We start from the raw sequence: 25,538 nt of genomic DNA, 5'->3' as shown, positions 1-25,538 counted from the left end.
GATTCAATGGGGCTGGAGGGCAATGGGGTGCGCATCTGCCGGGTTGTTATTGAGTGGGGTGTTATCACGTTCGCAATCGAGTTGCTGACTGCGAATGAGGAAGTCACCAAACGATTCGCCACCCTCTCTTTGCTGGGCAAAGGCTTCGAACAACGGAGCAATCAGGTCAATGAAAAGGCGTTCATTGACGTTGCTGGCGTACAGACGGTTGAGCCTGTCGCCGTTAAAACTGCCGCCCAGGTATAAGTTGTAGAGTCCCGGAGCGCGGCCAGTGAGGGCAATTTCTGCCAGATAAGGGCGAGCACACCCGTTTGGGCAACCGGTTACGCGCAAGGTGATCGGTACTTGGCTGAGGCCGTACTGCTGTTTGAGGCGATTAAACAGATCAAGCAGGTCTGGCATGTAGCGTTCCGCTTCGGCCATGGCCAAACCGCAGGTGGGGAAGGCTACGCAACTGAGCGTATGGGCGGCTTGCAGGTCGGGCTTGAGCCGGTGGCTCAGACCTAAATCGTCCAGTCGCCAGCTAATCTGTTCCCGTTCGTGTTCTTCCACGTGGGTCAGCTGCAGGTTCTGGTTGGTGGTCATGCGGATACGTCCGCCGAACTGCTGGAAAAACCCTCCCAGTTGATCTCGCAGGGCGCCATCGACACGGCCATTTTCAATATGCAGTGTTGCTGTCCACAGGCCGTCGTCACCTTGCTGCCAGCCCAGTGCATCACCGTTTTGGGTCAGAGTGAAAGGCCGTGCTGGAGCGAGAGGCTCGCCGCGGCGCTGGGCCAGTTCTTGCAAAAACCAGCCGTTGCCCAGGCGATCCAGGGTGTATTTGAAGCGAGCTCGGTGGCGATCTTTACGGTCGCCGAAATCCCGCTGAATGCCCATGACGGTTTCAGCAAAAGCCGGGGCTTCATCAGGGGGGATGAAACCGAGCACTTCGGCGGCGCGGGGATAGCTGTCTGCACGAGTATCCAGTTGCCCCATGCCGCCACCGACACAGATATTGAAACCTTGCAGTGCGTGGTTTTCCTCGATGGCAATCAGGCCCAGATCCTGGCCGTACACATCAATGTCATTGATGGGCGGAATCACGTAGCCCACCTTGAACTTTCTCGGCAAGTAGAGCGGTCCGTATTGCGGCTCTTCGTCGGCTTTGGCTGGGCGATCTTGCTGATACCAAATTTGCGGGTAAGCACCGGTTTTGGGAATCAAGCGTTGGCTGGTTTCTCGGGCCAGGTTGGCCACTTGTTGATGGATGGCGGATTGCGACGGATTGCTGCCACACACCACACCACGGCTGTCATCGCCGCAGGCGGCAATGGTGTCCAATCCCAGATCCCGGATGCCTTGCATCAGCGCCCGCAAATACGGTTTTCGAATGCCATGAAGCTGAATGGTTTGCCGCGTGGTAATGCGAATGCCGCGATCGGCAAAACGTCGCGACAGCTGATCAATGCCTTGCCACTGGGCTTTGTTCAAGGTGCCGCCGGGAATACGCATGCGCACCATGAACTGGTAATTGGGCTCCAGCTTGCGGCGGGCGCGACCGGCGCGCAGGTCGCGGTCGTCCTGTTGGTAAATACCATGGAATTTCATCAGCAGGGAATCGTCGCCGGAGACGGCTCCGGTGATGGCGTTTTCCAGACTTTCAGAAATGGTGCCACGCAGGTATTGGCTGTTGGCTTTGAGCTGCTCGTTGGCGTGCAGCTCGCTGATGTGCTGGCTCAGATCGCAGCTTCGGTCAGTCATGGTCTGCCTCGCAATTAATACAGGTTTCGGTGCAAGCGTTTGTCTTTACCCAGCTGTTTCCAGGTGTCCGCGTCAAACAGCGTGAAAAGGGATTTTTCACAGTCGGTAAGGCGTTGCTTGTCGCCACAGAAATACAGATGGGCACCGGATTTGATCCACTCTTGCAGGCGCTCAGCCTGCTCCAGTAATGAGCTGGCCAGTGCTTTGCCCGGTTGGTCTTGGTAGAAAAGGGTATCGACCTTATCGAGCACGCCATCCTGTCGGGCTTGCTGAAATTCGGTTTGGTAAAGGAAGTCCTGCTCAAACTGTTGTTCGGCAAACACCAACCAGCAAGGTTGCTTCGGGCGGGTTTGTGCCAGCGCTTGAATAAAGGCGCGGTAGGGGGCGATGCCGGTGCCCTCGGCAATCAGGATGACCGGAATGTGCGGGTCATCGGGCAAATGGAAGCGGGCGTTGCGGTGCGGATAAATGCGCACGGTGTCACCGGGTTCCAGAGTGAGCAGGTATTGGGAGGCAATGCCGCTTTCCTGCCGACCGGCAATGTCGTAGCGATACGCTTTCACGTTCAAGTGCAGCTCATCGTCGATGTGTTCCAGGCTGTTGGCCACATCGTACAAGCGCGGTTGCAGCGGGCGCAGGGCATCGACCAGGGCGTGCGGGTCCGGTGTGGCGGGCGCCAGACGTAGCAGATCCAGTACCTGGACGGTTTTCAAATATTGCCGCTGTACCTTGCTGGGGGCTTTCAATTGCTGTTTCAGAATTGGGCTATTACTCAGCTGCGCCCACTGTTCCAAAAAACGGGTGCTGGGGATGGTCAGGTCTTGATGCTGGCGGAGCGCTTGCACTAATGGCATGGATTCGCCCTGAAGGGTAACCGGGGCTTCGCCGGATAGATGGCAGGCATCCAATACGGCGGCGACCAATGCCGGAGGGTTGTCGGCCAGTACCCCAACCGCATCCCCGGGAGCAAGGGTGAAATCCGGGGTTTCCAGTGCCAACTCCAGATGATGGATCGGCGTGGTCCGCTGCGGGTGGCTCAAGTTTAGGTTTTCCAGTACCTCGACACTGAGCGGATGCCTTTTGCTGTAGGTCAGTGCGGAGTGGGCGGGCGCAGTCGTTATCGTGGATGTGGCTCCACGCTGATCGCTACGGGGCAGCTGCTCGCGTACGGCTTTACCCCAGCGGGCAGCGGGTTCGTCAAAGTCTACGTCGCACTCCTGACGCGGGTGCAAGCGCGTGCCGCCCAGCGCTTCCAGTCGCTCATCCAGCTGCTGGCCGGTGACACAAAAGTGCTCGTAGCTGCTGTCGCCCAGTGCCAGTACCGAGAACTGCAGGCCTTCCAGGCGCGGTGCATTATCGGCCATCAAGGCGTCGTAAAAAGGCACCACGGGTTCGGGAGGGTCTCCATCGCCGTGGGTGCTGCAAATAAGCAATAGGTGTTTGCGTTTGCTGAGTTGTCGTATCCGCAATTTGGCTAAGTCTTGCACGTCCACGCGAATGCCTTGCTGGAGGGCCTGTTCGGCCAGCACTTGGGCGATGCTCTCACTGTTGCCGGTTTCGCCACCGTAGGCGATAAGCACGGCATTACTTGGGGTGGGGGCAGCCTGTGGAGCGGCCGCCGGCGCGCCGGCAGCCAAGTAGCCACTGAGCCAGAGGGCTTGGCGTTGATCCAATAGGCCTAGCAGTTGTTGAACCTGTTGCCACTGAGGGGCGGAAAAGGGGGTTGTCGTTTGCGGGGGCGTCATGGAAGGGGGCGCTCCGGTTATTACCATGACAATGAGTATGAAGGCTCTTTTTTATAGGCAATAATGAAATATAAGAGAGTTTAATATCGAAGATGTTGATATAAGTTTGGTTTGAGCTTGTGTGAGGAGCCCCCATTGGATATTGATCTGGCCCGTACCTTTTTGGAAATCGTTCGCACCGGCAGCTTTATGGCAGCGGCGGATCGGTTGCACATAACCCAAACTACCGTTACAGCGCGGGTGCAGAACCTGGAAGGGCAGCTGGGGTGCCGGCTGTTTGTGCGTAACCGCAGCGGGGCGACGCTGACGGATCACGGAGAGCGGTTTGCCAGCCATGCCAGCCAGCTGGTTCAGACCTGGGAAGCTGCCCGCAGGGAGCTGCCGTTACCGCAGGGCGCTGAATCAGTGCTGACATTGGGGGCGGAGATCAGCCTGTGGAATCCACTGCTGCTCAACTGGCTATCGGCGCTGCGGGAGGTGTTGCCGGATGTGGCTTTGCGTATTGAGGTGGGCGAGCCCCGTTCATTGCATGAGCGGCTGGAGCAGAGCGTGCTGGATGCGGTGCTGGTTCATCAGCCGGATTACTGGCCCGGTATGCAGGTGGAGCAGTTGCTTGAAGAGAAACTGATTCTGGTCCGCACCCCCCACACGGCGGAGCCCTATGTATATGTGGATTGGGGAGCGCATTTTCGCCAGCAACACGATGTGGCGCTGCCGGAAAAGGCCCGTGCCGGCCTGACTATGGATTTGGGGCCGCTGGCGATTCAGTACCTGGTGGCTAATGGGGGTAGTGGCTATTTCCGAACCCGTGTTGCTCAGCCATATTTGGAAAACGGGGCGCTGATTCGCGAAACCGACGCCCCCGAGTTCAGTTACCCGGTGTTTCTGGTGTATTCCCGTGCCAGAAAAAGCGTGCAGCTGGAAAGTGCCTTCTCTGTGTTGCAGACCACACTGGATGATCAGCCGCAGTGGTAACAGTGAGATGGCGCTGGGGTGTGAGGATTATAGTGTTTCTGCGCGCCGTTCTATGAGAAACCGCTCTTAAGTGAAAATTCGCGAAAATAATTTTCTCAATAATGAAAACGCCGCTTTCTTTTTTGAGGCTTGCTATATTTATTATTCCGGCTATGGTTGCTTCTATATTCGGTTCAAGCTCAATGTAGGAACGCCGTTGTGTTTTATCTTTTCTCTCTTTGGATGGATTTTCTCCCCACCTTTCCGGTTTAAGCCGGGCGGAACCCGTCCGGCTTATTTTCCGTTTTCGACATCGTTCGATACCCCCCTCTTTTCTTATTAATTTGGTGAACGGTTTATGGCTGCGCTTATGAAGCGTTTGTCGTTGTCTCGCTATGGCTATGGAAAACGCTATTTAGCAAAAAAAAACCTGTTCTTTCTTTCGCCGGTTCGGCTCATGGAAGTGATGGAGAAAATTGAGATGTTGCGTGGCGTCGAGAGCGATCTTGCTGCGGCAGCGGTAGGCGATCGCGTTTTTTTATTCAGCTTTGAAGATGAAGAGCAGATGTCTTTCATTTTGGCAGAAGCTGGAAAAAGGCCCCTGGATAACAAAGATCTTTCTGTGCTTTCCCCGCTGGGCGCGGCTTTGCTTGGGTCCTTGCCTGGCGCGGTGGTCAATGTGGATTTTCTCGGTCATCGACACCGATATCTTTTGTTGAAAGTAAAAAAACCAGCAGGAAGTAGAGTTTTTAACGAGAAGAAGGAGGGTTCTGTTTTGCACGGTTTGCCGTAAAGAATACGAAAAGTATGCAGTCTACTTGAAGGAAAAACGTTATGAGTAAAGAAAAAACGAAGAAAAAACCGCAAAAAACCCTAAAAGAGAAACGACGAGAAAAAAGAGCCAATAAATAATGGCGACAGGGCGCCTTGAGTGCCCTGCTTTAAACTTGTTTGAGCAGGATGCGAAGCTCATCGCTATTGTCGGTGAAGTCTGCCAAATTGTATTGATCCAGAGTCTGAAGAAAGGCGGCTTGGGCTTTGCCCAGTGCGTTTTTCAGTTTGCAGGCTGGGTCTATTGGACAGGACGATTCTGTGCCAAAACAGTCCAGTAGCTTGAGGTTTTCTGTCTGTCGTACCAGCTCCCCCACATTTATCTCGTTTGCAGGTTTGGCCATTACAAGGCCGCCGCTCCTGCCTCTTAAGCTCTGCACATAGCCCAGTTGCACCAGTGTCTGTGCGACCTTGGCTACGTGGTTGTTGGAGATGTGATACGCATCGGCGATTTCCTGGATGGTGGTCGGGTGCTCGTCACGCCTTAGGGTGAGGTAAATGAGAGACCGCAGGGCGTAGTCCGTATGTGTCGTGAGTTGCATGGCTTGACCTGCAAAAAATGAGTATCTAATATGCCTCTTTAAAAGAGGTATGTAAAATACCCATTATTGGTCGTCAACAAGGAGTCACGCCATGCTTACCGAGAATCAACTGGCTGTTATTAAACAAACCGTTCCTGTGCTGCAGGAAAATGGAGAAACGCTCACCCGGCATTTCTATGCGCGTATGTTTCGGGAAAACCCGGAGGTGCGAGCTTTTTTTAATCCAGCTCATCAGCAGGACGGGACGCAACAGCGCGCTCTGGCAGGTGCTATCTGCGCCTATGCCCAGCACGTCGATAATCCGGCTGCACTGGCGGATGCCGTGGAGTTGATTGCCCAGAAACATGTTTCTTTGGGGATCCAGCCACAGCACTATCCCATTGTTGGTGCAAACCTGCTGGCTTCCATCCAGGAAGTGCTGGAGATCGATGAAACGTCGGAAATTATTGATGCCTGGGCGGCGGCTTACGGTGCACTGGCAGATATTTTTATTGGTCGTGAAGAGACGCTGTATCAGCACCAGCAAGATACTTTCGGATGGCAGGGTTTCAAGCCCTTTGTTGTCGCCCGCCGTGAGCAGGAAAGTGAAACTATTGTTTCCCTTTACCTCGCTCGCCAAGATGGGGCTGCTCTGCAGCCACACCAGCCCGGGCAGTATATTACCGTGCGGGTGACGCCGCCGGGCGGGCTGCCGGTAATGCGTAACTACAGCCTGTCCTGTGCGCCGGGGGCACCCCATTATCGAATTAGTGTGAAACGGGAGCTGGCTCTCGCTAACGACGCGCCCGATGGGGTGTGCTCCGGTTATGTTCATGAGCACCTTCAGGAAGGTGATGTTGTCGAGGTGGCGCCACCCTGTGGCGAATTTACCCTGGCCGATGCGAATGCTGATGGCGTGCCGTTGGTGCTGGTTGCTGGTGGGGTAGGCATTACGCCACTGCTTTCGATGCTACATGGGGCGCTGGCTCACCAACAGGGTCGTGAAGTCATCTTTATCCAGTGTGCCCTGAATGGTGCTGTTCGGCCTTTTGCTGCAGAGCTGCAGCAGCTGGCGGACAACCACGATAACTTGCATTGTCATGTTCGTTATAGTGAGCCGTCAGCGCAGGACCATGCGAAGGGTGGCTTTGACAGCACCGGTTTTCTGGATCGCGCACTGCTGGATCAGTTGGTGGGCGATCGCCGCGCAGAGTATTATTTCTGCGGCCCGGTGCCGATGCTCAAAGCGGTGTATGGGGCATTGCAGGATAAAGGCGTGGACGATGCCGATATCCATTATGAGTTCTTTGGGCCGGCAGAAGGGATTGCGGCGTAAATAGCGGGCTATTCGGATTAGCGTGAAAAACCGCTGTGCCAGCTTAATCGGTAGGGGGGATTCACGCTTGCCCGAGTGCCAGCTGTTTTTAAGAGGATGCTAAAGCTGAAGGTCAGACCGCGCTTAATATTCAGGGCGCGGCGGCCTCTGCAAGTAAACGTTACAGAATCCTGAACACTGTGGCTGCCATCTAATTCAACATCTCCACCACCCCTTGATTGCTCATCAGTGCTACGCGGTTTCTGCCGGAGCCTTTTGCCTGATACAGCGCTTCGTCTGCCATTTTTAACAGCTGACCACCATTTTCTGCGCTGCTGTCCGAGCAGGCAACCCCGACACTGATGGTGACTACCTGGCTTACCCGAGAGCCGCTGTGGGGGATGCCCAGCTGTTCCACCCGGTTACGCATGCGCTCGGCAAGCACCAGTGCATCGTTGAAGCTGGAGTTCGCCAGGGTAATGACAAATTCCTCGCCACCATAGCGAGCAACGAAATCGGTATCGCTTTGCACCATCCCTAGCGGCACCCCCGCCACTTTTTTCAGGCACTCATCCCCGGCAGGGTGGCCATAGGTGTCATTGTACTGTTTGAAAAAATCGATATCGAACAACATCAGGGTAATGCGCTCGGGGGCATCCGGACTTTTTTGCTTTAGCTGGTGATAGAGGTGGTTCAGGCGGCTTTCCATTCCCCGGCGATTAATACAACCGGTCATGCCGTCGACAGTGGCCTGATTTTCCAGCACAAGATTGGCGGAGTGTAATTCATTTCTGTGCTGGAATAGCACATGTTCGGAGAGAAAGTACTGGCGCAAAAGCCGCTCGTAAACATATTGGCCGAACAGCCCCGTGCTGGTGAAGGCCAGCGACACAAGCACCAAGGTGGTCGGTTCAAAGGGGTACCGCTCGGGGTTCAGCTGCAGGCTAAAGATCATGCAAGCAATCATGATCGCCGAGCTGCCCAGTGCTACATAGAAGGGCACTCTGATCAAGATGCAGATCATCAGGATAGCCAGTGGCGTATGCAAGAAAAAGGGATAGGACAATGAGGGCTCAATGGTGGCGCCTAGATAATTGCCGGTGAGTGAGATGGCAAAAGCCAGTATTAGAGTGGCTTCGTGAAGCCAGTTGCGCCACTGGGGTTTGCGCAGCAGCACAACACAGGCACCGGTGAGCATCAGGGTAAACAGCCTTGACCGCCAGGAAAAGCTTAAGACATCGACAGAAAAGCGCGACTCGATAAACATGGCGGAGATGATCAAAAATGCCACCAGAGCCAGAGCCCAAGGCGTGGCCTTGGCCACGCTGGCCCGGAAGTAGAGGCGGAAGTCTTTTTCCAGCGGTTTGGGCAGGCGTAGATGCCACGGTAACGCGATGTCGTTGCCGGTTGGCAGAGGCGTGTGGTTCTGGTTTGCGGTCACGGCCTTTAAGGCTCCTTCCAGTCCATGAATCGGTGACGGCGTGTGCTGATCATCATATGCACTACATCATAGTGCAAAGTGTTGCCGAATCGATAATCGCCGCGTGGTTAGCGGCGTATTGTAGGGACAGAAGGGCGGTGGGGGTTAATTTTGAACGCTAACTTAATCCAAAAGAGCTAATAATGCTTGTTGCTTACTTTGGGGTAGCTGACGAAAGCGCTCCAGCAGGACGGTCTCTTCATTACCTTGTGGAACGGCGGTAGTTATATGGGGCAGAGCCTGGGGCCAGTTGTTCAGACTGTGTTCCAGCCTGGCAATAATTTCTGCGTTCATGCTGCGGTGGCTATGGCTGGCTGCCTCGGCCACCAGGTTTCGCATGCCGCAGGGAAAACGAACCACGAACTTCTCGGTTCGCGTGGTTGCGTTGTTTGTCATAGTAACCTCTGAATCACGCCTGCTTACATAAGGCTGGCGCGCGAGGCTTGCCGGCCTATGACAACAGAGCAGGCTGTGCTGTTATCGGGATACAAGCTGCTGGCTGTTGGCATACCTTGATGGATACACACCCACATTAGGCCCCCTTACGAGGAGATGCTCAGTACTCCGCTTTTGTGTCTCGTATGGAACATGAACTGCGAATACGCTGAAAAACGGGGTACACAAGAGTCTGTTGCAGCAGCCTGTCAAACCTTACGCATATTTTTGCGTCTAGCCGATATTGGCAGAATAGCGACACGGTTAATACTCGACGATGTAAAAGTTTTTTTACAAGGGTGAAGCTGTGTTGGTGTGAGTTGAGGGACCATGCCTGTGCGTATCAAGCAGTGCTACAATTGGTTCACTGATGTAATCCTTGGCGGCTATTCACCTAATGAATATTGGTGCGGCAGATCTCAACCTACTCAAATACTTGGATGTGCTGTTACGCGAGCAGAATGTGACTCGCGCAGCGGAGCAGTTAGGCATTACTCAACCGGCGATGAGTAACTCCCTGAAGCGGCTGAGGGAATTGTTTGGCGACCCGCTGTTGATCCGTACTAGCGATGGCATGACTGCGACGGAGCGAGCCCAGGAATTGCGGCCGCTAGTGCGTCAAATTCTTTCTCAGGCAGAGCAACTGTTCACCCCTGAAGATGTTTTTCAGCCTGCGGATAGCCGCCGGGTATTTCGGATCATGACCAGCGATTATGCAGAAGCCACCCTGGTGCCACATATTGTGCGCCGCCTGCGCGCTGAGGCACCCAATGTAGTACTCGACTTCCTGACACCATCGGATGTGAGCTACCAGGATATGGAGCAGGGCCGGGTCGATATGGCGGTGAACCGCTTTAACGAAATCCCAGGATCGTTCCATCAGGTGAGCCTGTGGAAGGATTCGTTTTCCTGCCTGCTTAACCGCGACAACCCCATTGCCAAGGGGTTTGATCTGGACAGTTATCTCTCAGCTCAGCATATCTGGGTGTCGAAAACCGGTTTCGGAGTGGGGTTTGGCATGAACCCGGAAAAGCTTGGCGGGCTGGGGTGGATTGATCATGCCTTGGAGCAACTGGGCACCAGTCGGAAGATCAGTATCTTCACTCGCCATTATCAAATGCCCGCCCTGCTGGCCATGAATAATGACCTGGTGGCTACGCTGCCCAGCCGTGTGGCACGTATGCAGGCGCAAAATGAACGATTGCTGATTAAGTCGCCCCCCTTCGATATCCCCGAGTTCGAACTGAAAATGGCGTGGTCGTCGCTGTTACACCACAACGTAGCGCATCGCTGGTTGCGAAGGCTAATTCAGGAGGAAGCGGAGCGGATTCTGGCGGAGGAATAAGCACCGTTAAACGTGCCGAATTGAAATCGGAAAACACAAATTATGACGTTGTGTGCCTTGTGTCGGTTTCTTCATCCTCCATTGCGCAGATGTGCTCTGTGCACTTGGGCTCGGCACGCCATCGGTAAGGGTAGGAAGGTGCCCTTGTTTTCTTGTTCAACATCTTACGTTGAACTGAATTACACGGGCAGAGCGGCGGCCCTCGTGTGGCTTGCTCCTTTACCTGCGTTGCAACGCTATTGTTAGATTACTGATGTGCCACTGAGCCAGCTGCTGTGGGTTTTACCCGGCATATTTTCGCCGGCTTCGGCGATGGCGCCTTTGCCGACGCCTTCGAAGGCGCGCACACGGAAGTGCTTGCCTGGGGCTTCGGTAGCCAGTTGATTGGCGATGTGGGCAGCCAGCTGCTCTACGGTGGTGTCTGTATCGACCATGTAGCAGTGATCTTCCGGAATCACCAGTTCAAAATGCCCCTGCTCTGCATCGTAGCGGAACCGGTGATGGGGAATTTCGTCGATATAGTAAGTACCTTCCAGATCTTCTTCGGTGCCCAGATAAATATCTTCCCAGCGGTCTGCCCACAGTTTTTCCCAGTAACGGCTGCGGCGGCCATTCTCGAAAATGTGGATGTTGGAACGATGTCCGTGAGCAATGCGCTGGCAATTGCCGTCGTGTTTTTTCAGGCCATGGGAATAGTGATAGAACGGCGCGGTGCCGGTATCTTCTTCGCGTAAAACCACGCGCACTTCCGCTACATTCTTGGGAACCACGGTTTGGATCAGGTCCATCAGGTACAGGGTCAGGCTGGCTTTGGAGACTTCCGGGCCCTGCATCAGTAACAGGCTTTGGCTGGGGGCAACCATGCGTATGGTCCCGCCCCGGTAAGCCCACTCTAGGCTAGTATCATTATCGCGCTCTGCGAGCGTGGCCTGGTCATTATCCACGGGGACCAGCAGGCGGTGATCGACACTGTCATCAATGATTTGTTTGATCCGTTTTTTGATGTGGCCAAAGTCGAAGACCATGCCCTGATCATCCAGTTCTCCACTCAGCTCCAGATCCACCAGCCAAGATTCGCCCACCATGCCGCGCTTGGAATGGAGGTAAGAGAAATCGGCGACGGTTAAATTTTCGACAAAAAGAGTGGCCATGCTATTCCGATGATAATGATGGGTTTCGACAGGCCACTATAATGCCATTATTCTGGGCTGCCGCTAAGGTGCACTGTGGCCCACAGCGAACATTTTACGAGCAGTTATCGCTGTGGCTGTGAACCGGGACACACCCGATACACAGTGAAATGCACATCATGAGGACCAATGCCCCTGCTTTGGTCCAGCGTCATCCAAGGAGTGAAAATACAATGGCTGAAACCCTGTTCTCCAAGATCATCGACCGGGAGATTCCCGCTGATATCATCTTTGAAGACGACCAGTGCCTGGCTTTCCGGGATATCAACCCGCAGGCGCCTACGCATTTTCTGATGATTCCCAAGAAGCCGATTGCAAAGCTGTCTGATGCTGAAGAAGCCGATCAGGCGCTCCTTGGGCATTTGCTGCTGGTGGCCAGCCAGGTGGCCAAACAAGAAGGGCTGGAGGATTTTCGTCTGAACGTGAATAACGGCGCCGGCGCCAGCCAGACAGTATTTCACCTGCATGTGCATGTGCTGGGTGGGCGTTCGTTTGATTGGCCCCCAGGCTGATTTCCTGGTCGTGTGAAGGCCGGCCAAGTCCGCCGAATTGCCTGAAATACAGGAGCACGTAAAATGGCGCGATGGATATCCCCGGTCACCCTGGCAGGCGAGCATGTGGTGTTGGAGCCTTTGTGCTTGGAGCATGCGCAAGAACTGGCTGAGGCCACCGTCGATGGTGAATTATGGCGGTTGTGGTATACCGCTGTGCCGGCACCGGACGGGATGAGGGATTATATCGATGCGGCCCTGAAAGGGCGGGAGCGGGGTGATATGCCGTTCGCGGTGCGTCATCGGGCCAGTGGTAAAGTGATCGGCAGTACCCGTTTTTTTCGAGTGGACGAACATAATGGGCGCCTTGAGCTTGGGCATACCTGGTATGCGCGCCGTTGCCAGCGCAGTGCGGTGAACAGTGAATGTAAATTACTGCTGCTGGGCCATGCCTTCGATACGCTGAATGCTATTGCTGTGGAACTGAGAACGCACTGGCACAGCCACGCATCCCGCACGGCCATTGCCCGCCTGGGTGCCAAGCAGGATGGTGTGCTCCGCCACCACACCCGCTCAGCCGACGGCGTGTATCGCGACACGGTGGTGTTTTCCGTTCTTGAGCAGGAATGGCCCGCGGTGCGTCAGAACCTGCGTTACCGATTGGCGGGTAATGCGCCGTGAATTACCTTGCCCACCTATCTTTGGCGCAACCTACTGTATCGTCCAAGGTCGGCAATGTGCTTGGGGATTTTATGCGTGGAGTGGACGTTAGTGAGCTGACTGAGCCACTGCGCCGGGGCTTGGATAACCACCGTCTGGTGGACCACTTTACCGACCATCACCCTTGGGTTATCTCGCAGCGCCGTACCTTTTCGTCTGGCCGTCGACGTTTTGCTGGGGTGGCACTGGATGTGCTGTTCGATCATTTCCTTTGGCAGCATTGGACGCGGTTTTATGACGTGCCCAGAGAACACGCTATTGCGCAGCATTACCGCCAGCTGGAACAGGGGTTGCCCTTAATGCACGGGCCCATGCAGCAGCGGGTAGAGCGATTGATCGCGTTTGATTTGCTCAATCAGTACGGTGATTTGACCAAGGTTGGCGAGGCGCTGGATGTGATCGCTGCGCGGATTCGGTTTGCCAATTCCTTCGGTGGCATCATTGAGGAAATCGGGTCACGTTATCGGGAGCTGGAAGAAGGGTTCCTGACGTTTTACCCCCAGTTACAGGCGAGGGTTAGGGAGAGCGGGCTGGAGTGAGGGCGCTTTTTGACAAGCCTAATGTTTCTCGCTCCAGAGAGCGCGACAATTTTTCAACAGTGGGGCCGCGCCAAGATGTTGCACGCGGCCCTTCTTTTTCAGAGCTTTTTTGCTCTCTTGCGAGTTGCAGCTTGTCGTTGGCAACTATCCTTGGCTTATAACGCAGGTATACCCAACTCGGCCATGGTGTCGTAATACAATTCATCAGCCAGGCGGCTATTGCGTGCACGGGGCGAGCGCAGAGCCGTTTTGTGGTTGGCGAAATATTCCCCAGTGATGCCTACGTATTGTTTGTCTAGGGCCAGGCTTACCGGAAGCGAAGCGGCTTTTTCCGGGGTGGTGAGCGTAGGGCGAATTAGCGCCATAATGACGTTGGGGACATGGCGAAAAATCGGGGTGTCCACGCCCCCGGGGTGCAGGGCGTTGCTGGTAATGCCAATTTCTTTCAGACGGTCTGCAAGCACATTGCTGAACAGGATGTTGGCCAGTTTGGACTGTCCGTAAGCATCCATAATCAGATAGGGTTTGCGGCCCTTCCACGTTTTCTTATTGATACGGCCTAGCCAGTGAGCCACAGAGGCAACGTGGAGGATACGCGGTGCGGTGCCTTTTTTTAACAGCGGCAGCATTAGGTGGGTGAACAGTACTGGAGCGAGATAATTCACTCCGAACTGCATTTCATAGCCGTCTTTGGTAAATTCCTGCCGGGTCGGAACCACGCCGGCATTGTTGATCAAGACATCTATGTGTCCCAGTTCTTGATAGAGCTGAGCCGCGCAATCACGGACTTGGTCAAGATCTGCCAGATCCAACGCAAATAGGCGTATTTTTGCTTGCGGATGAGCGTTCTTGATTTTGGCAATGGCGGCTTGGCCTTTGGTTTGGTCGCGGCAGGCGAGGATGACCTCTGCGCCGCGCGCGGCTAGCTGTTCTGCCGTGCAGAAACCAATGCCGGAATTACCGCCGGTGATCAGTACGCGTTTGCTCATGTTATCTTTACCCTGTTTCCTGTCGGTGTGTTACCAGCTTAACAGGCCTCACAGGGCGGGGTGGAGCCGGTCAGGCCATTTTGCGTGTTTTTCTGTGGTGCTTGGCTCCAAGTAAGCCACTGTGCAATATCCTTGCAGATTCGCTGCCACTCCCAGCTCTGAAGTAACAGGTGTGGCGCTTGCGGGTAGAACCGGTATTTCCCTTGGTCGTTAGCAGATAAATGCTGGCGCAGATTCACAATGCCGGCCTCGGGGACGGAATGGTCATTGCCTCCGTACAGCAGTAGGGTTGGGATGTTGAGGTGGTTAGCGGAATCACTGGCGCTGTCGGCTAGCTTGATCAGGCCCCAGTATGCGTCCATGCGCACTTCTCGCATGACGCGGGGCTCCTTGGCCAGCCGTTGCGCACTGGTGGGTGATAGGCTGGGGTCGTCAGCGTTGCGCTCAACGGTGAGTCGGTAGCCCGGGGCCAGGGTGGCGGCGGTGGCGATGGCTGCATTCCAGCCATACCGAAAACGAATCCCTTCGCGCACCGCAGGCCCGGCCAGTATCAGCCCGGCGACCTTGTCCGGTTGTTGTTGGGCCGCGAGTATGGCGACGGCGCCGCCCAAGCTTTCACCGAGCACAAACAGGGGCTGCGGGTGGGTCTGGTGCAATCGCCGAATCTGTGTCGCCGCGTCGTCTATCAGTTCCTGCTCACCGGCCCAGCGACCTTGCTGTAACCGGTCGCCGAAGCCTGCCTGGTCATAGGCCACAAACAGATAGCCGGTCTCGGCAAACCAAGGGCCAACCTGTTCAAAGGCGGCGCCGAAATCCCCGAAACTGTGCAAGCCGAGGATGACCCCCCGTGGGGTGCCAGCAGGCGCCCACTCCCGCACAGTATTGGTGAGAGGCTCAGGTATACTGGTGTCCTTGGATTGTTTTTCGGAATAAGCGCTACACGCAGCCATCAGTACCCCGGTAAAAAGAATAAAAGAAAGGCGAATAACAGAACGAATAAAGTGGAGAGTCATGTCATGAGCGTAACAGAGCCTTTGCAACGGCGAGTGAATGCGGCCTTTTTTTCATTGGTGCTCGTGCTTACCACTGCGCTGGTGTCCCGTTGCGAAGCAGAAAAAGCGTTTCCGGTACCATTGGTAGAATTGACGGTGACTGCCTCGGCCTATAACTCATTGCATGGGCAGGGAGCGGGTAACGACCATGCGCTTGCCGCTTGGGGCGACCGGTTAAAGCCGGGGATGCAGGCCGTTGCCGTGTCTCGTGATCTGATATCGATGGGGCTCACACACAATGCCGAAGTCACCATCGAAGGCTTGCCGGGTGTCTGGCGAGTGAAGGACAAGATGCACCGGCGTTGGAAGCGTAAAATTGATATTTATATGGGGGAAGACTTACAGGCCGCCCGTGAATGGGGTCGCCGCAAAATCAAGATCCGTTTTCCTCGGTCGCCGAAGTAGCTCCAGGACCCAAGTAACAACAGGGTATAACCGTTTTTCGGTTTCCAGGGCACAGGGGCCACGGCCAGAGTTCGGGCGCGGCCCCTGTTTTTCAATACGCAAACTATTTTCCGTTGTGTTGCAGCTTGAAGCCTGCCGCGTCTCTATTCGCGGCTAAGAAATGTCATCGTCAGCTTGGTGGAAAAACTGGGCAATACCTTGTCCATCAACTTAATTAACTTAAATGTACGTCCTACAGGATTGTGCACCGGCACGTTTTCATTCGCGGCTATCCAGACTTTAGCGGCGATGTCTTTTGCAGTGAGATTGACGCCCAATCGGTCCACTACCGGGGCGCGGAAAATGGCGCCCTCGATCATCGGGGTCTTCACAAAGGGGGGCATGATATCCACCACGCGAATACCTTGGCGTGCCCATTCGATATTGAGGGCTTCGGTGAGTGCCCGTACGGCAAACTTGCTGGCGGAGTAGGACGCTAGATGCGGCACCCCGTAGAGCGCAGAGGCGGAGCTCATGTTAATCACTGCGGGTTCGGTGCTCAGTTGTAGATGGGGTTGAGCCGCCAAGGACATGTTGATCAAACCAGTGACATTGATATCAATAATTTGTTTATGCTGCTCGGCACTGATGTCTTCGAAATGCCCCATGCGCAAAACCCCTGCGCAGTTGAAGAGTGCATCAAAACCCTTGCCTTGAGAAAAGCTCTCGCAGGCTTTCTGACAGGCCATCGCTTCAGTCACATCCAGACGTCGGTACCAGCTGCCATCCAGTTTTCTGGCGAGCTTGGCCAAGGCGGTTTCATTGATGTCGGTAAGGCCTACCTGCCAGCCCTTGTTATGAAAGAAGGTGGCGGTGGCCAAACCAATGCCGCTGGCGGCGCCGGTAATCATGATGCGTTTCATGCGCTAGCGTCCTTTTTATGGTTATGGTTATGGGTTGCGTGTTGGTGAATAAAACGTGCGCAGGTCATTAGAGCGTGATCCGCGTCTGCAAGTACCCCCGCGTGTAATTGAAAATCGTGCCAGCGTTGCGGGTGAATCTGTAGCCGCGTGGGGGTGCCTGCTTCGTTTAAGGCGGCGCACAAACGGTGGCTATCATTAAGCAGAATTTCATCGCCGCCGGCCTGGATTAGCGTGGGGGGCAATTCATCCAGCTCGCCGAACAGCGGGGAGCACTGGACATTGCGGGTATCATTACCCGCATAGGCTTGCGCCGCGCTGGCTAGCCAGCTATGGCTTAGCATGATATCTCGGTCGGTGTCGTAGAGCTGTCCCAAGGTTAGGTCCACCCAGGGAGAGAACAGAATAACGCTACTGGGTAGCGGCTTACCGCGGTTTTTCAACGCTTGCAGCGTGGCCAGTGCTAGCCCGCCTCCTGCGGAGTCGCCCATCAAGGTTAGAGCTGCGGGGCTCACCCCGTGGTTCAGCAGGGCCAGGTAGACCGCAACGGCATCTTCGATGGCGGCAGGGCAGGGGTGTTCCGGAGCGAGCCGGTAATCCGGCACCACCACATGGGCATTGGCGAATTTGGCCAGATGCGAGGTGATGGACTTGTGACTGTCCGGACTCCCTGCCACGTAGCCACCGCCGTGCAAATAGAGCACGGTACTCTGTGCATGTAGTGGTTGGTAGTGGCGGCAAGGTACATTTCCCAGCGCGTTATCATGGCTGGCGATGCCTCCGGCCTTGAGGGTGCTGTGGGCCATGAGGTCCATCCAGCGCCGTTGCGTGGTAAAACTGAAGCGCGGGTTGGCTACGGGTTTAAATAACAGAGCAAGGGACTGGCGTAACGTGCCGGCCAGTAATTGTTGCAATGTTGACTGGCTACGGCTGATGCGATCAACAAACAGGCTCATAGGGTTGTGTACTCGTAGTCGCTGAGTTCCAGGTGTTGGGTTTGGCGGCGGTAGTCAAAAGTGAAACCAGGCCAGTTATTGGTATTCTTGCCACTATCGGTTTTGTACCAGCTGTGGCAGCCCTTGTCCCAAACGGTATCGCTTATTTTGCGCTGCACATTGTCGTTGAAACGCGCCTGCACGCTTTCGCGCACTTCCATGGAATGAAGTTGTTGTTCTTCCATTTCTGCCAAGCATTGCTGAACGTAATGGATTTGGCTTTCCAGCATGTAAATAATCGAATTATGGCCCAGGTTGGTGTTGGGGCCATAGAGCATGAACAGGTTTGGGAAGCCACGTACGGTAATGCCCAGGTATGCTTCTGCACCGTCCTGCCAGGCGCTATTCAGGTCTTTGCCGTTGCGGCCGGTAATGTTCATTGGGGTAAGGAAATCGGTGGCCTTGAAGCCAGTACCGTAGATGATTACGTCCACATCGTGGTGAGTGCCGCTACTATCCGTAAGGCCTTTCTCATCCACCGCATCAATGCCGTAGTTGATCACTTCCGTGTTCGCTTGGGCCAGCGCGGGGTAGTAATCGTTGGACATCAGGATGCGCTTACAGCCCATGGGGTAATCTGGGGTTAGTGTTTTACGCAGTGCCGGGTCGTTAATCTGTTTTTTCAGGTGCCGGGCGAACAGCCATTCGTAGAAGGCCATGGCTTTTTGGAAGGAGGTAAACCCCAGCACCCGTGATTCATTGGCCGCATAGATGCGCATGCGATCCAGGGTCTGGGTCAGTGGCAGCTTTTTCAGCATCCAGTGCTCGGCCTTGCGGTAGGCGCGATCCGGTTTGGCAATCACATGGGCCGCGGAGCGCTGGAACAGTTTGACCTTGCCTGCCACTTTGGCAATGTGGGGAACGAACTGAATGGCGCTGGCGCCAGTACCCACCACGGCTACGGTTTTACCAGTAAGATCCTCATCGTGGTTCCAGCGAGCACTGTGAAAATGCGGGCCCTTAAAATCTTCAATTCCCGGAAGTGGCGGGTAGGCTGGTTGGTTGAGCTGGCCAGTGGCGGTTATCAACGCTCGGCAGGTGATGACCTCGCCATTGGTCATAGTGATTTCCCAGAGGCCGGCGTCATCCAGAAAACGGGCTTCTGCCACTTCTACATTGAAGCGGATATGGCGGTATAGATCGTATTTGCGAGCGCAGTATTGCTGGTAGGCAAAAATTTCTTTTTGCTGCGCGAAGCGACGGCTCCATGGGTAGTGACGCTCAAAAGAGAATGAATACAGGTGCGAAGGCACATCACAGGCGGCACCCGGGTAGGTGTTATCTCGCCAGCAGCCTCCAACATCGTGACCTTTTTCAATTAGCAGCAGGTCATCTAGGCCCTGGGCCTTCAGGCGAATGGCCATGCCCAATCCGCCGAAGCCGGCGCCGATAATGACCACGTTGTGCGTTGCTTGCATGGGAAACAATCCGGTTAATAACGTTACTTTCCACTGTAGCGATACCTAAATGCCTTGTTTATGACATTGTGGGACACAACACTGTGAAATTCGGACACTAAAGGGAATCTCCTGACAGTAGAGCGAGCCATTACCCGCGTGCGTAGGCAGGTGGTCTTTGCTGAAGCAGGGCGTGCCGGCCCCGGTATGCCTGCAGGATTCTGAGGTTGCCCCAAGGATGCGGGGCCAACCAGCGGCCCTGCCCGGTTTCGGCGTGGGCATCGGAGATGCACCCTTTTGCCATAGAGGGAACCGCATTTCTCAAGTGAAGCCGCGTTTTCATGGGTGCCTTCCGTGATAACAACGTCTTTCTTATGGCATGGCCGGTAGTTTCATTTCCCCTTCCTTGTCGAAAGACAAGGGAATCGGTACGCCAGCAACCCGTGCTTTGCCCACCAGACGGTATTGTAGTGGCTGGTGTTGGTTTTGCTGAATTTTCTGCAATTGCTGCAGGCTGCTCAGCAAGCTAGTGGTAATAGTGGTGGTCACTTGGGCATCGCCCATGGCCGGCAAGGTAATACTTTCGTTGGTGAGGCCGCGGGCAAACTTTTCCCCGTTAATGTAGATCTCGTAGTCTAGGCTGTTGAAGGTGAGCTCCCGGTCATTGGGGTTTTGTGCCCGCAGGGTGAGGCCCCATTCCTGTTCGAACAGACTGAAGTTGTTTAGATTAATACCGGAGACACTGATTTCTGGAGATTCCAGGCCGGCCAAACTCTGGCAGCCGCTCAAGATCAGTAGGCCCATGGCCATCCACAGAGAAACCGCTTTATTCATTCATTTACTCCATTTTTAGGCGTTGCTAGCTGGCTATTAGAGACCAGCATAACCGGAAAGTTGCCAGAGTGGGGGGTGAAAGGCTTAAGCGAGGGGAGGCGCTGTATGGGCGATAGTAAGAGGGTGCGGTGAATAATGCGTGCCGGACGGCCCGATCGGTGGCCACACCACCGCGCCCCTTGCGGGGCGCCTGTGGTGCGGCATTATAATCAGGCCGCCGGCACGGGAGCCGGATGATAGAATCATTCGGCGTCATGAATCATCGCGTGATCATCGGGGGGAAGGCAAGTACCAGATTGTCGCAAATTTGTACCCGGCAGGCTGTGACAATCGCAACAGCCAAAGCCGGCAAGCTATGGTAGATTCCCTAACAACGTATTTGAAAACAATGCAGATAAACGCTAACACTGGGGGAGCGCACATGCGCCGCGCATTCATTTTGCTGTTGATGCTGGCTGCAGCCCAGCTGCACGGGGCTGATCTGGACAAGGATCTGGCTGATTTCAAACGTGACGTGCTGGAAGTCAACAAACGCCTGTTATTGCTCGAAGAAGAGCTGTTATTTCCTGCAGACACTCAAGTTGGCGTGTATGTCTCTTTAGATGTGGGGTACTTTTTCCAGCCGGACAGCATTACGCTGGAACTGGATGGCGAAGTGCTGACCAGTCATCTTTACACGGAAAAGGAAATCCGCGCCCTGAAAAATGGTGCGGTTCAGCGCTTGGCGCTGGCCAACGTGAAAAACGGTGATCATGAACTCATCGCTTTTGTTACTGGCACTGGGCCTTCCGGCAGGGAAATGCGCCAGGGGGTAACCGGGCACTTCGACAAAAACCACGGGCGTCATTTCATTCAGCTGCATATCGAAGACGATCCCGCCAAGCAACAGCCGCGTTTTCGTTTTCGCGACTGGCGCTGAGAGTCATTTATGCCAATGCGCGGATGCTTGAAAGGGCTGGCGGTGGGGCTATTGCTGTGTAGCTCGCTGAGCTGGGCCCGGTTGGATGAGCCTCACCAGGTTCAGGAGCTGGCCTACGGTGAAGTGGCCTATCTGTATTTAAAAGGGGATTATTTTGCCGCCCTGACCCGTGCCCAGATGGCATTGGAGCGGGGCGAGGTGGATATTCACAAGACGGATCTGGAAGTGCTGCTAGGCGCGATGTACAGCGCTTACGGGATGCCTGAAGACGCAGAGCAGGTATTCAGTCGCCTGCTCGACACTCAGGTGAGCGGAGAGGTTGCCCAGCGCGCTTGGATTCACTTGGCGGGCCTGTATTACCGGCAGCAGAAGTATACCCAGGCGTTGGCCATGCTGGATAATCAGGTGGGCGAGCCGCCAGACACACTCGATGAGGTGTATTTCAGTTTGCGGGCACGGATATTGATGCGACTGGAGCGCTACGAGGAAGCAGCTGAGCTCCTTGATGCGTTCTCCGAAGACCACCCGCTTAATGCCTATCTTCGCTATAATCTGGCGATCAGCTGGATCAACGGCAAGCACCCTGGGTTGGGTCAGGAGTGGCTTTGGCAGCTGGCTAACTTGCCGCCAGGTGATGCTCAAGTGAATGCGATCAAGGAAAAGGCCATGCTGGCGCTGGCGATCTATATGCTGCGCAGCGACCAGGAAGACCGAGCGCTGGCGCTGTTGCAAGACGCCCGCTTGGAAGGCCCGTTTGCGGACATTTCCCTGTTGCTGTATGCCCGCGCCCTCCTGATCGAAAACCAGCCCCGCAAGGCATTGCCGGTATTACAGCAGCTGGACAAGAAATCGATCCAGCGCCTGCCGGTGCAGGAAGCTCAATTGGCTATCCCCTATCTGTACGAACAAATGGGTGACCAGCGTTCTGCCAAACAGGCATTCGATACCGCACTGGAACGCTTTGACGGCTTGCAGCAATACTTGCTGGAAGTAGAGGCCAATATTGCCAGCGGCGAGTGGTTTGCCGCCATGGTGGGCGAGCCCAGCTGGTCCACCGCCATGGACCCGGTGCCCCCGTTTCTCCCCCGCCGAGTGGAAAGTTTTCCAACGTTTTATGAATGGTTTGCCACCACCGAATTTCAGTTGGGCTGGAACAATTATCACGAACTTCTGCGGCAGACAAATCTGCTCTCCCAGTGGCAAAAAAAGCTGCCTGCCTTCGAAACATTGATGGCGGCGCACCGGCGTAAGCAGGATGAAACGCGACCAGCAGCCAAGGCGTTATTGAAGGAGTTGTCGCAGCAAGATTTCCAGGAACGCCTGACCCGTTTGCAACGTCGCTACGCGGATGCAGTTTCCAGACAGGACCCGTTGCCCTTTGCCACCGATCAAGAGCGCACATTGTGGGAAACCCAGCAGAATGCCCGGCAACGTATCGAGGGCTGGGGCAAGCGTAAACGCCCGGATGTCGCTGCCAAGCTGGATTTCTACAAAGGCGTATTACTGTGGGAAATGCAGGAAAACATTGTGCCGCGTCAGTGGCAGCGCCAGCAGGAGCTTAATGACGTTGATGGGCTGTTGGAGCAGACTCGCATTTTGCGTAGCCGTGTGCTGGCTGCCACATCCCGTTCCACGCGACTGGAACATTTTGCGCAAGAACTGAATGAGCTGACCGGTGAGCTGGTTAGCCTGCAGCGACGTGGCGAAGTGCTGATGCGCCGGCAACAGTATGGATTGCAGGCGTCCGCCTATCAGCAAGTTACGCAGACCCGTAATCGGGTGCAGCGCTTCAGTGCGGCGGCACATGAAGGGTTGGCTGATCTGTATCACAACGTTTTGCGCCGCAACCGTGAGCGCGAGCTAACCCCGGATGAATCCGCTCCCCAGGCACCTGCTTTTGAGCTGCAACCCCCTATGGGCTCTTCCCGGTGACCTCCGCAACGGCTGGCTGGATAACCTGAACCCTCGGGTTTTGCGTTGCTTAGCAGGGCCGGGAGTGCGCTGAAGAGAAGGGATGAGGTGGGGCGGAGTGCGCAAAAGTAGGCAGTGATGTCGAATTAGCCTGAAAGGCGTAATTCGACATGCCATTTTCAGCCGCCAATGAGATCGTCAGAATAGGTTACGTTGCCGTCTCGGTCGATAATGATGGCCGAGGTGTCAGGTAGGCGGTTGATCAGCGCTAGGCCTTTTTCCGCACCCAGAACAAAAACGCTGGTGGACAGAGCGTCGGCATCGATACTGTCGGCACATAACACGGTGACACTGGCCAGCCCGTCGATGCTTTTACCGGTCTTTGGCGACAGGATGTGATGAATGCGCCGGCCATCCTGAATAAAGTAACGCTGGTAATCCCCCGATGTGGACATGGCAAGGTCTGCTATGGGCAGTTTGATGGCGATGTCCTGTTGGTTGCGCGGGTGTTGAATGCCCACCTCCCAAGGCCGACCCCGGTGATCGCCCAGCACATAGCTGTCACCACCCAATGACAGATAGGCATGTTCAATACCGGCCTTTTTCAGTAGGGCAATGCCCTGATCAATGGTGTATCCCTTTGCGATGCCGCCCAGGTCGATGCGGGTGCCCGCGTCACGGAAACGCACCTTGTCCGGTGCCGTAAGCTCAATGCGGTCCGCGCCAATATGGCGACGAGCGTTGGCCAATGCCACGTCGTTCGGTGCCGTACCTTCGCGGTAATCGTACAGGTGGCCGGCGCTAGCAAAGGTGATGTCGAATGCGCCATCAGTGAGCTGGTAATAATCCAGTGATCGCGCTAGTAACTGGTAAAACTCGACGCTGATAGTTTGGGTTTTCTCGGCGGCTCGAGCATTGACCCGAGCCAGCTCACTGGTTTCCACCCAGGGGGATAGAAGGGTATTGAGACGTGCCATTTCTTCTTTCAACGCCAGAAACAACGGCGTCGCATCCTGCTCGGACCAGAGGGTGATGCTGGCCCGGGTGCCCATCACATCCCAGTCCTGTTGTTGCCACTGAGCGTGGGTGGGGAGGGCCAGTAGCACAAGCAGGGGAGCGATCATTTGCGTGATCAGGCGGCGAGGGTAGGTAAACGAAACCATGTCAGTCGTCTTCGGTTTATCAGCCGGTGTGAGGCACAGTAGTGTACCTATCGGAACGGCGTTGTGCTGCCCCCCACAGGCTGGATCAGTCGGAAGAAGGAAGCACCGGGCCGCTGACGATGGGGTTGAAGGCCGCCAGCTTATCTAGCGAGGCAGCGTTGCCCAAGCTGTGATTAGGGAAGCGGGTGCTGAAGTCGCCGATTGCACCGTGCAGGGCCATGTAGTTCAGCCACACGGTTTCCGCTAGCAGATTGACGTTGTTGGCCGCCGGGGTGCCGGCGGTTTCCACCGAGGCATCGCTGCGCATCCAGCCCAGTTGCTGATGATTCTCAGCGCTGGCGCCATTGGTGTTCAGGGTCGGCCGGCCGTTGGGGTTGTAGACCAAGAAGAATGACGCGGCAGTCGAAGAGTTATCACCGGTCCATTCGCCTTTGCCGCGGCCATTAGCGGAATCATCAATACGCCCGTTGCTAGACACGGAGCCATCGCTGAACACATACATCATTAATGGCATGTTACGGCGGCGGGCGTAATCCAGGCAGGCGCCCATGCAGCGCCCAGCGCGCAGGTCGCGTTGTTCTCCGGTGCCTCGCTCGCCGGTGTGGTAGTCGAACCCCCCCATGGAAATGCAGCCGGCGCCGGCGTAGCCATTGATCACCAGCTTCATGATGGAGGCGGTTTTCTGGAATTCCCGGTCATTCAATTCTGCATCTGAGAAAATGCTCAGGATGTCCATGTCCTCTCTAATATTCAGGGCGGAGGGGTCACCATAGCGATCGGTAATGTCTGCAGCTTCCACATAGCCGCAGCGCAACAGATCGCGCAAGTTGGCGCGGCGGTTGGCGTCGGTGAGGCCGCTGTCGATACGATCGATGCGCTTATGGCTGATGCGGGCGATGGATTCCATTACCGATACTGCATCGTCCTTGGATAGCAGGCCCACCAGCTTGCCGGTGTCCACTAAGCCGGTGACATCGGTACCACGGTCGACCTTGGTGGGGCGGGCTGAGGCGATGATGGAACCGTCCGGGGCCATGGAGTTGCCGCCTGACAAAGAGCTGCTTGAGCCGATCAGTGACAGTAGCTCGCCATCGGCGCCGGCATTGAAAATACCATATAGGGGGTTGTGGGGGTTGTTGGCAGTGTCGTTCTCGGAGCGCGCCGGAATCACACAGCCATTCACGTTGCCCATGGCGCCTGGGGCTCTTTCCTGAATGCCGCGCAGGAAGGGAGAATCACTGTGGAACGCCAGCCCTAGGTCGGTGTTGACCACGCTGGGATTGCTGCTGGGGGCCATGTCGCGGGGCAGCCCGAGCTTGGAGTAGCCTGCACTGTTAAGAAAATCCAGCTGTCCGTCTTGGCCGCCCACCAGCACGTTGGATCCGGCTATATTGGCGCCACCAGCCAGATCGAAACAGATAAAGGGAATTTTGCCTGCTCCGGCACCGAGAATACCGCAATCGGTTTTAATTGTTTCCAGGTCACCTTGTAGGGCAGCCATGGCGTCCCGGGGGCTGCTAAACAGACCGAATAGCCCCATGCTGCCGAAGGCGGCGCCGGAGACTAGACCGCGGCCAAGGGCGTCACGACGGCTAATAGGTCTGCCATGGCCCAGATTCAATAGGGGTGCGTCGGGGTGCAATGCCTGTGGTTTTTTCATCACTC

24 protein-coding genes are annotated in these 25,538 nt (G+C 55.5%); 10 read left to right on the top strand and 14 right to left on the bottom strand.

The genetic code is table 11. The annotated features are described in order from the left end of the window. Positions 1–3: 3 nt before the first annotated feature. Together ABNH10_RS00865 and ABNH10_RS00860 are read right to left on the bottom strand one after the other, a co-directional pair. The gene (locus ABNH10_RS00865) at positions 4–1,743 is read right to left on the bottom strand and encodes an NADPH-dependent assimilatory sulfite reductase hemoprotein subunit (RefSeq protein ID WP_349384322.1); all 1,740 of its coding nucleotides are present in this window, start codon (positions 1,741–1,743) and stop codon (positions 4–6) included. Between the two features lie 14 nt (positions 1,744–1,757). Beyond that, the gene (locus tag ABNH10_RS00860) at positions 1,758–3,488 is read right to left on the bottom strand and encodes a diflavin oxidoreductase (RefSeq protein ID WP_349384321.1); all 1,731 of its coding nucleotides are present in this window, start codon (positions 3,486–3,488) and stop codon (positions 1,758–1,760) included. A gap of 135 nt (positions 3,489–3,623) precedes the next feature. Between ABNH10_RS00860 and ABNH10_RS00855 the strand changes: the two genes are divergently transcribed. After that, positions 3,624–4,463: a LysR family transcriptional regulator gene (locus ABNH10_RS00855; protein ID WP_035458816.1), complete on the top strand. Its 840-nt coding sequence runs from the start codon at positions 3,624–3,626 to the stop codon at positions 4,461–4,463. Positions 4,464–4,800: 337 nt separating this feature from the next. Further along, entirely contained in the window at positions 4,801–5,235 is a 435-nt protein-coding gene (locus ABNH10_RS00850) for a GreA/GreB family elongation factor (protein ID WP_349384320.1), read from the top strand. 148 nt (positions 5,236–5,383) lie between these two features. On the opposite strand, the gene ABNH10_RS00845 is transcribed toward ABNH10_RS00850, so the two are convergent. Beyond that, entirely contained in the window at positions 5,384–5,815 is a 432-nt protein-coding gene (locus ABNH10_RS00845; protein ID WP_349384319.1) for an Rrf2 family transcriptional regulator, read from the bottom strand. A gap of 91 nt (positions 5,816–5,906) precedes the next feature. On the opposite strand from ABNH10_RS00845, the gene hmpA reads away from it, so the two are divergent. Next, the gene (gene hmpA, locus ABNH10_RS00840) at positions 5,907–7,130 is read left to right on the top strand and encodes an NO-inducible flavohemoprotein (RefSeq protein WP_349384318.1); all 1,224 of its coding nucleotides are present in this window, start codon (positions 5,907–5,909) and stop codon (positions 7,128–7,130) included. Between the two features lie 190 nt (positions 7,131–7,320). Here the strand turns inward: hmpA and ABNH10_RS00835 are convergent, their stop codons facing one another. Continuing rightward, on the bottom strand, positions 7,321–8,550 hold the full coding sequence (locus ABNH10_RS00835) for a GGDEF domain-containing protein (RefSeq protein WP_349384317.1): 1,230 nt from the start codon (positions 8,548–8,550) through the stop codon (positions 7,321–7,323). 162 nt (positions 8,551–8,712) lie between these two features. Beyond that, positions 8,713–8,985, bottom strand: coding sequence for an Arc family DNA-binding protein (locus ABNH10_RS00830; RefSeq protein WP_349384316.1), 273 nt, complete (start codon positions 8,983–8,985; stop codon positions 8,713–8,715). Positions 8,986–9,421: 436 nt separating this feature from the next. Here ABNH10_RS00830 and ABNH10_RS00825 point away from each other — a divergent pair, with 436 nt between their 5' ends. Next, positions 9,422–10,369 (top strand): LysR family transcriptional regulator, encoded by a 948-nt coding sequence (locus ABNH10_RS00825; protein ID WP_349384346.1) that lies wholly within the window; start codon positions 9,422–9,424, stop codon positions 10,367–10,369. A 242-nt stretch (positions 10,370–10,611) separates the two neighbouring features. Here ABNH10_RS00825 and ABNH10_RS00820 read toward each other — a convergent pair whose 3' ends face one another. Further along, on the bottom strand, positions 10,612–11,520 hold the full coding sequence (locus ABNH10_RS00820; RefSeq protein ID WP_349384315.1) for a 6-pyruvoyl trahydropterin synthase family protein: 909 nt from the start codon (positions 11,518–11,520) through the stop codon (positions 10,612–10,614). Positions 11,521–11,732: 212 nt separating this feature from the next. Here ABNH10_RS00820 and ABNH10_RS00815 point away from each other — a divergent pair, with 212 nt between their 5' ends. The 3 genes from ABNH10_RS00815 (at position 11,733) to ABNH10_RS00805 (ending at position 13,309) form a co-directional block, all read left to right on the top strand. After that, positions 11,733–12,071 carry a histidine triad nucleotide-binding protein gene (locus ABNH10_RS00815; RefSeq protein WP_349384314.1) on the top strand — a complete coding sequence of 113 codons (339 nt, stop codon included), beginning with the start codon at positions 11,733–11,735 and terminating at the stop codon, positions 12,069–12,071. Between the two features lie 63 nt (positions 12,072–12,134). Continuing rightward, positions 12,135–12,731 carry a GNAT family N-acetyltransferase gene (locus ABNH10_RS00810; RefSeq protein ID WP_349384313.1) on the top strand — a complete coding sequence of 199 codons (597 nt, stop codon included), beginning with the start codon at positions 12,135–12,137 and terminating at the stop codon, positions 12,729–12,731. Continuing rightward, on the top strand, positions 12,728–13,309 hold the full coding sequence (locus ABNH10_RS00805; RefSeq protein WP_349384312.1) for an acyl carrier protein phosphodiesterase: 582 nt from the start codon (positions 12,728–12,730) through the stop codon (positions 13,307–13,309). The genes ABNH10_RS00810 and ABNH10_RS00805 overlap by 4 nt, the downstream gene beginning before the upstream one ends. Before the next feature lie 155 nt (positions 13,310–13,464). Here the strand turns inward: ABNH10_RS00805 and ABNH10_RS00800 are convergent, their stop codons facing one another. Continuing rightward, a complete protein-coding gene (locus tag ABNH10_RS00800) occupies positions 13,465–14,298 on the bottom strand; it encodes an SDR family oxidoreductase (RefSeq protein ID WP_349384311.1) in 834 nt (277 codons plus the stop codon). A 38-nt stretch (positions 14,299–14,336) separates the two neighbouring features. Beyond that, positions 14,337–15,311: an alpha/beta fold hydrolase gene (locus tag ABNH10_RS00795; protein ID WP_349384310.1), complete on the bottom strand. Its 975-nt coding sequence runs from the start codon at positions 15,309–15,311 to the stop codon at positions 14,337–14,339. A gap of 3 nt (positions 15,312–15,314) precedes the next feature. On the opposite strand from ABNH10_RS00795, the gene ABNH10_RS00790 reads away from it, so the two are divergent. Then, complete coding sequence (locus ABNH10_RS00790; protein ID WP_349384309.1) at positions 15,315–15,755, top strand: 3D domain-containing protein; 441 nt, start codon at positions 15,315–15,317, stop codon at positions 15,753–15,755. A 143-nt stretch (positions 15,756–15,898) separates the two neighbouring features. Here ABNH10_RS00790 and ABNH10_RS00785 read toward each other — a convergent pair whose 3' ends face one another. From ABNH10_RS00785 to ABNH10_RS00770, 4 genes are all read right to left on the bottom strand, one after another. Continuing rightward, complete coding sequence (locus ABNH10_RS00785; RefSeq protein WP_349384308.1) at positions 15,899–16,657, bottom strand: SDR family oxidoreductase; 759 nt, start codon at positions 16,655–16,657, stop codon at positions 15,899–15,901. Next, entirely contained in the window at positions 16,654–17,610 is a 957-nt protein-coding gene (locus tag ABNH10_RS00780) for an alpha/beta hydrolase (protein WP_349384307.1), read from the bottom strand. Before ABNH10_RS00780 ends, ABNH10_RS00785 begins: the two co-directional genes overlap by 4 nt. Then, positions 17,607–19,067: a flavin-containing monooxygenase gene (locus ABNH10_RS00775; protein ID WP_349384306.1), complete on the bottom strand. Its 1,461-nt coding sequence runs from the start codon at positions 19,065–19,067 to the stop codon at positions 17,607–17,609. The genes ABNH10_RS00780 and ABNH10_RS00775 overlap by 4 nt, the downstream gene beginning before the upstream one ends. A gap of 351 nt (positions 19,068–19,418) precedes the next feature. Further along, positions 19,419–19,880: an LEA/WHy family protein gene (locus ABNH10_RS00770; RefSeq protein ID WP_349384305.1), complete on the bottom strand. Its 462-nt coding sequence runs from the start codon at positions 19,878–19,880 to the stop codon at positions 19,419–19,421. Between the two features lie 421 nt (positions 19,881–20,301). On the opposite strand from ABNH10_RS00770, the gene ABNH10_RS00765 reads away from it, so the two are divergent. Together ABNH10_RS00765 and ABNH10_RS00760 are read left to right on the top strand one after the other, a co-directional pair. Continuing rightward, entirely contained in the window at positions 20,302–20,799 is a 498-nt protein-coding gene (locus ABNH10_RS00765; protein ID WP_349384304.1) for a hypothetical protein, read from the top strand. 9 nt (positions 20,800–20,808) lie between these two features. Next, complete coding sequence (locus ABNH10_RS00760) at positions 20,809–22,731, top strand: tetratricopeptide repeat protein (protein WP_349384303.1); 1,923 nt, start codon at positions 20,809–20,811, stop codon at positions 22,729–22,731. 158 nt (positions 22,732–22,889) lie between these two features. Here the strand turns inward: ABNH10_RS00760 and ABNH10_RS00755 are convergent, their stop codons facing one another. Both ABNH10_RS00755 and ABNH10_RS00750 read right to left on the bottom strand, forming a co-directional pair. After that, complete coding sequence (locus ABNH10_RS00755; protein ID WP_349384302.1) at positions 22,890–23,873, bottom strand: FAD:protein FMN transferase; 984 nt, start codon at positions 23,871–23,873, stop codon at positions 22,890–22,892. 85 nt (positions 23,874–23,958) lie between these two features. Beyond that, on the bottom strand, positions 23,959–25,533 hold the full coding sequence (locus tag ABNH10_RS00750; protein WP_349384301.1) for a hypothetical protein: 1,575 nt from the start codon (positions 25,531–25,533) through the stop codon (positions 23,959–23,961). Positions 25,534–25,538 lie beyond the last annotated feature (5 nt).

Source organism: Alcanivorax sp., assembly GCF_040119285.1.
GTDB lineage: Bacteria > Pseudomonadota > Gammaproteobacteria > Pseudomonadales > Alcanivoracaceae > Alcanivorax.
The sequence above is the reverse complement of the archived record's forward strand: the minus strand, read 5'-3'. Positions and strand labels throughout refer to the sequence as shown.